Raw genomic sequence first — 4,792 nt, 5'->3', positions numbered from 1 at the left:
TCTGGTGGATCACCCCTGTGGGGCAGGCCACCTGTGGGTCGGGAAAAAAATACAAAAAGTGCTGCCTACAAGCCGAAAAGCTGTGAGGTCTACGTACCGCTTACAGAAGGTCCTGGAGGAGGATCCCTTCTGCGGCCACCTGTTCGTGTTCCGGGGACGCGGAGGTGATCTTGTGAAGATCATCTGGTGGGACGGCCAGGGCGCATGCCTGTTTGCCAAGCGCCTTGAGCGCGGCCGGTTTGTGTGGCCGGCGGCGAAGGATGGCAAGGTACACCTCAGCCAGGCGCAGCTGTCGATGCTGCTTGAAGGGATCGACTGGCGGATCACGAAGCAGACATGGCGGCCTCTGACGACAGGGTAAAGCGATTTTCGGGATTCACTGGCGAGGCGAAGCAGGGTAGATTCCTGCCTATGTCGGATGTGGCTGATCTTCCCGATGATGTCGAAGCGCTGAAGGCGATGCTGCGCGACGCGCATATCGAGTTGCGTGGCCGCGACCTGCTGATCGAGAAGCTGAAGCTCCAGTTGTCAGGGATGGCCCGTCATCGGTTCGGGTCATCGGCCGAAGGCCTCCAGCAGCTCCAGCTGATGCTGGAAGACCTGGAGATCACCCGCAGCACAGAGGTTCCCGCTGGCGCGCCAGAGCCTGCCTCGAAGGACAAGCCGGCCCGCAAGCCGCTGCCGGATCACCTGCCAAGGATCGACCAGGTGCTTGAGACGGGCGATGCCTGCAATGATTGCGGTGGCAAGCTGAAGCGCGTTGGCGAGGATGTCACCGAGGAGCTCGAGTATATCCCCGGCCGGTTCATGGTGAACGGGAGTGTCAGAAATTTTGTGCCGGGGTCATAGTGATGGAAAGAAAGGACGCATCACATGGCAATCGAGAAAGAACTCCTGGACCAGCTGCTTTCAGGACGTGATCCTGAGGAGATTTTTGCAAAGGATGGTCTCCTGGATGATCTGAAGAAGGCGCTCTCGGAACGCATTCTGAACGCGGAGCTGGACGAGCATCTTGGCGAGGAACGCTCTGAGGGACGGTCCAACCGGCGCAACGGCGTATCGAAGAAGACGGTTTTGACGGGCACTTCGAAGGTGACTCTGGACATTCCACGCGACCGGTCGGGCACCTTCGATCCGAAGCTGATCGCCCGGTATCAGCGCCGGTTTCCTGATTTCGACGAGAAGATCATCTCGATGTACGCGCGCGGCATGAGCGTGCGCGAGATCCGGGGCCATCTGGAGGAGCTATACGGGATCGACATCTCTGCCGACCTGATCTCGACGATTACCGATGCGGTTCTGGAGGCTGTCGCCGAATGGCAGAACCGCCCGCTCGATGCCTGCTATCCCCTGGTCTTTTTCGATGCGATCCGGGTCAAGATCCGGGATGAAGGCTTTGTGCGCAACAAGGCGGTTTGCAGCGCGACAATCAGGATGAGAGTTGCGCGACAAACGGGATGAGAACGCTTCGGGGCGGGAACGTAGGGAGGGCGTAGCCCGACTGGAGTTCCTGCCCCGAAGCGTAAGTTTTTCAGGACTTTCTGGTGCTCGCGGTCGGTGGAGTAAGCTGGCGATTTTCCATTCGGAGGGATCGCATCTTGCCCGGCCGCCACATAACCGACCATCAGATGAGGCTCTATATGACGTACAGGAAGACTTACCCGATAGCCGTTGCCGCCGCGAAGGCGTCGATCAGCCCGGCAACCGCCTATCGGATCGAGAAGGATCCAAGACCGCCTTCACAGAAGACCGAGGCGCGCGGCCGCCGGCGCCCTGATCCCCTGGCCGGCATTTTCGATGCCGAAGTCGTGCCGATGTTGCAGGCAGCGCCGGGCCTCCGGCCCGTGGCTGTTTTCGAGGAGTTGATCCGGCGTCATCCTGATCTGGGTGAGAGCGTACGGCGCACGCTTGAGCGTCGCATTCGGGCCTGGCGCGCCATTCATGGCGAGGAGCAGGACGTCATCTTCCGCCAGGTGCAGGAACCCGGCCGGCTGGGGCTTTCGGATTTCACCGACATGGCCGCACTCGGCATCACGATTACCCACCAGGTTCTGGACCATCGGCTCTACCATTTCCGGCTGGCCTATTCCGGCTTTGAACACGCCCATGTCGTACTCGGTGGGGAGAGTTTCGTCGCCCTGGCAGAAGGCCTGCAGAACGCACTCTGGTCGCTGGGCGGGGTGCCGCGTGAGCACCGCACGGACAGCCTGTCGGCGGCCTTCCGTAATCTGGGCAAGGAGGCGCGCGAGGACCTGACCCGCCGCTATGACGAGATGATCACCCATTATGGCATGGTCGCCTCGCGCAACAATGCCGGCATCGCCCGCGAGAACGGCGCCATCGAGGGCCCGCACGGCCACCTCAAACGCGCGATCGAGGATGCCCTCTTGCTACGGGGGGCGCGCGATTTCGACACCCTCACTGCATATCGCGGTTTCGTCGACGAGATCGTCAGCCGCCGCAACGCGCGCAATGCCAGACGCATCGACGCAGAGCGAAGTGAGCTCAGGCAACTGCCCGAGCAGCGTAGCGCCGACTTTGAGGAACTCGGTGTGCGGGTCACATCCTCAGGCGGATTCACCCTGCGCAAAGTTTTCTACACCGTGCCCTCGCGTCTCATCGGTCATCGCCTGCGCGTGCGCCTCTATGACGACCGCCTCGACGTCTTCATCGGCAGCACACATCTCATGACATTGCCGCGCGGGCGCGCTTCGCCTTCCGGCAAGCATGATCAGGTCGTCAACTACCGACACGTCATCCATGCCCTGAAGCGCAAACCGATGGCCTTGATGCGGCTTGTCTACCGCGACCAGCTGTTCCCACGTGAAGCCTACAGGCAGACCTTCGACCTCCTCGTCGATCGTTTGACCGAGCGCCAGGCGTGCCAGATCATGGTCGAGCTGCTTGGTCTCGCCCACGAACGCGGCTGCGAGCGCGAACTGGCTGAAGAGTTGTCGATCTGTCTGGGTACTGGCGACCTGCCTGACATGGGCCGTCTGCGAACCCGCTTTGCGCCTGATGCCGCCAGCCTGCCCAATGTCGTCGTCCGCCTCGAGCCGCTTCAGGCCTATGAAGCGCTCATCGGCTCCACACCTGCGCTGGCGACGGGAGAAGGAGCATGAAGAACTCCGCGACAGACCCGACCCGGCTCAGCCTGCTCCTCAACGAGCTGCGCTTGCCTGCAACCAAGGTCAGCTGGCCAAAGTTCGCAGACCAGGCTGACAAGGAAGGCTGGCCCGCCGCCCGCTTCCTCGCCGCACTGGCTGAGCACGAACTGGCCGAACGTGATCGCCGCCGCATCGAGCGGCATCTCGCAGAGGGCCGCCTCCTGCCTGGAAAAACGCTCGACACATTCGAGTTCGACACCGTGCCGATGGTCTCGAAGGCTCAGGTCATGGCCATTGTCGCGGGCGACATCTGGCTGGGCAAAGGCGCAAACCTGCTTCTGTTCGGACCGCCCGGAACCGGCAAAAGCCACCTCGCTTCGGCGATCGGACTCGCGCTCATCGAGAGCGGATACCGGGTTCTGTTCACTCGAACCACCGATCTCGTCCAGAAGCTGCAACAGGCCCGTAGAGATCTCGTTCTCGAGAACGCCCTGGCAAAACTCGACAAGTTCGATCTGCTCATCCTCGATGATTTCGCATACGTCACCAAGGATCAGGCCGAGACCAGCTTCCTCTTCGAGCTCATCAGCACACGCTACGAGCGCCGGTCCATGTTGATCACAGCCAACCAACCGTTCGGGGAATGGAACAAGGTCTTCCCCGATCCCGCCATGACACTCGCCTCCGTCGATCGCCTCGTTCACCACGCAACAATATTCGAGATGAATGTCGAAAGCTATCGGCGCCGACAGGCCGTTGAGCGACGAAAGGGACCAGGAAGGCCCGCCGCGTTCGCAACCACCAACAATATCATGCCTGATTGACGCGCCGCGACAATCAAACTGACAAACCTCTTGCAAGCGTCAATCTTTGACGCAATCATTCAAAAATCGCGGCTCCAGATTCTCATCCTGATTGACGCTCGCTTCTCATCCAGAATGTCGCGCTACAGCGGTTTACATCGCGCTCGGTATCCTGCCCGACGGAACCAAGGAAATCCTCGGCATCTGGATCGAGCAGACCGAGGGGGCAAAGTTCTGGCTCAGGGTCATGAATGAGCTGAAAAATCGAGGTGTTGGCGATATCCTGATTGCTGTTGTCGACGGGCTGAAGGGCTTTCCCGAAGCCATCAATGCAGTCTTTCCGCAAACTGTCGTGCAAACCTGCATCGTTCACCTGATCAGGAACTCGATGGGCTTTGCATCCTGGAAAGACCGCAAGGCCATCGCCCAGTCCCTGCGGAGTGTTTATCGCGCCGCAAATGCAGAGGCGGGTCTGGTCGCCCTGGAAGCCTTCGAAGAAGGGCCCTGGGGGCAGAAATACCCTGCTATTGCGCAAAGCTGGCGACGCCATTGGGAACAGGTGATCCCGTTCTTTGCCTTCAGTGAGCCGATCCGCCGGATCATTTATACGACCAATGCGATCGAGGCCCTGAACTCAAAGCTCCGGCGGGCCGTTCGCACGCGCGGTCACTTCCCGAGTGACGAGGCCACCATGAAGCTGCTATACTTGGTTCTCAATCACGCTGCCCAGGAATGGAAACGGCCCCCGCGTGAATGGTTCGAGGCAAAGACCCAGTTCGCTGTCATCTTCGGTGACAGGTTCGTGGTCTGATAATGAAAAAGGCCACGAGCACAAAATTTAGGACAGTCCCTGGTGAACCGCTATGTGCGCCCCCGCATGGC

General features: G+C 60.4%; 4 protein-coding genes and 3 pseudogenes. All 7 read left to right on the top strand.

Annotated features, from left to right (window positions below; translation table 11 throughout):
* The first annotated feature begins 17 nt into the window (after positions 1–17).
* Positions 18–86 carry an SEC-C metal-binding domain-containing protein gene (locus tag HOC_RS23035; protein ID WP_422120060.1) on the top strand — a complete coding sequence of 23 codons (69 nt, stop codon included), beginning with the start codon at positions 18–20 and terminating at the stop codon, positions 84–86.
* A gap of 17 nt (positions 87–103) precedes the next feature.
* A pseudogene (gene tnpB / locus HOC_RS19910) lies at positions 104–361 on the top strand (IS66 family insertion sequence element accessory protein TnpB); the annotation flags it as partial.
* On the top strand, positions 337–849 hold the full coding sequence (locus HOC_RS19905; RefSeq protein ID WP_084146503.1) for an IS66 family transposase: 513 nt from the start codon (positions 337–339) through the stop codon (positions 847–849). The pseudogene tnpB and the gene HOC_RS19905, both read left to right, overlap by 25 nt.
* A gap of 24 nt (positions 850–873) precedes the next feature.
* A pseudogene (locus tag HOC_RS19900) lies at positions 874–1,416 on the top strand (IS256 family transposase); the annotation flags it as partial.
* A gap of 182 nt (positions 1,417–1,598) precedes the next feature.
* Positions 1,599–3,122: an IS21 family transposase gene (istA, locus tag HOC_RS19895; RefSeq protein ID WP_035542056.1), complete on the top strand. Its 1,524-nt coding sequence runs from the start codon at positions 1,599–1,601 to the stop codon at positions 3,120–3,122.
* Positions 3,119–3,931 (top strand): IS21-like element helper ATPase IstB, encoded by an 813-nt coding sequence (gene istB, locus HOC_RS19890; protein ID WP_035542053.1) that lies wholly within the window; start codon positions 3,119–3,121, stop codon positions 3,929–3,931. The genes istA and istB overlap by 4 nt, the downstream gene beginning before the upstream one ends.
* Before the next feature lie 118 nt (positions 3,932–4,049).
* Positions 4,050–4,721: pseudogene (locus tag HOC_RS19885) on the top strand (IS256 family transposase); the annotation flags it as partial.
* Between the last annotated feature and the right edge of the window lie 71 nt (positions 4,722–4,792).

It is taken from the genome of Hyphomonas oceanitis SCH89 (assembly GCF_000685295.1).
GTDB lineage: Bacteria > Pseudomonadota > Alphaproteobacteria > Caulobacterales > Hyphomonadaceae > Hyphomonas > Hyphomonas oceanitis.
This window is presented reverse-complemented; position numbering and strand designations above follow the sequence as displayed.

What these genes read in the sequence shown, in the direction of transcription:
- HOC_RS19905 (WP_084146503.1), top strand. Translation starts at nt 337, where the DNA reads ATGGCGGCCTCTGACGACAGGGTAAAGCGATTTTCGGGATTCACTGGC.
- istB (WP_035542053.1), top strand. Translation starts at nt 3,119, where the DNA reads ATGAAGAACTCCGCGACAGACCCGACCCGGCTCAGCCTGCTCCTCAAC.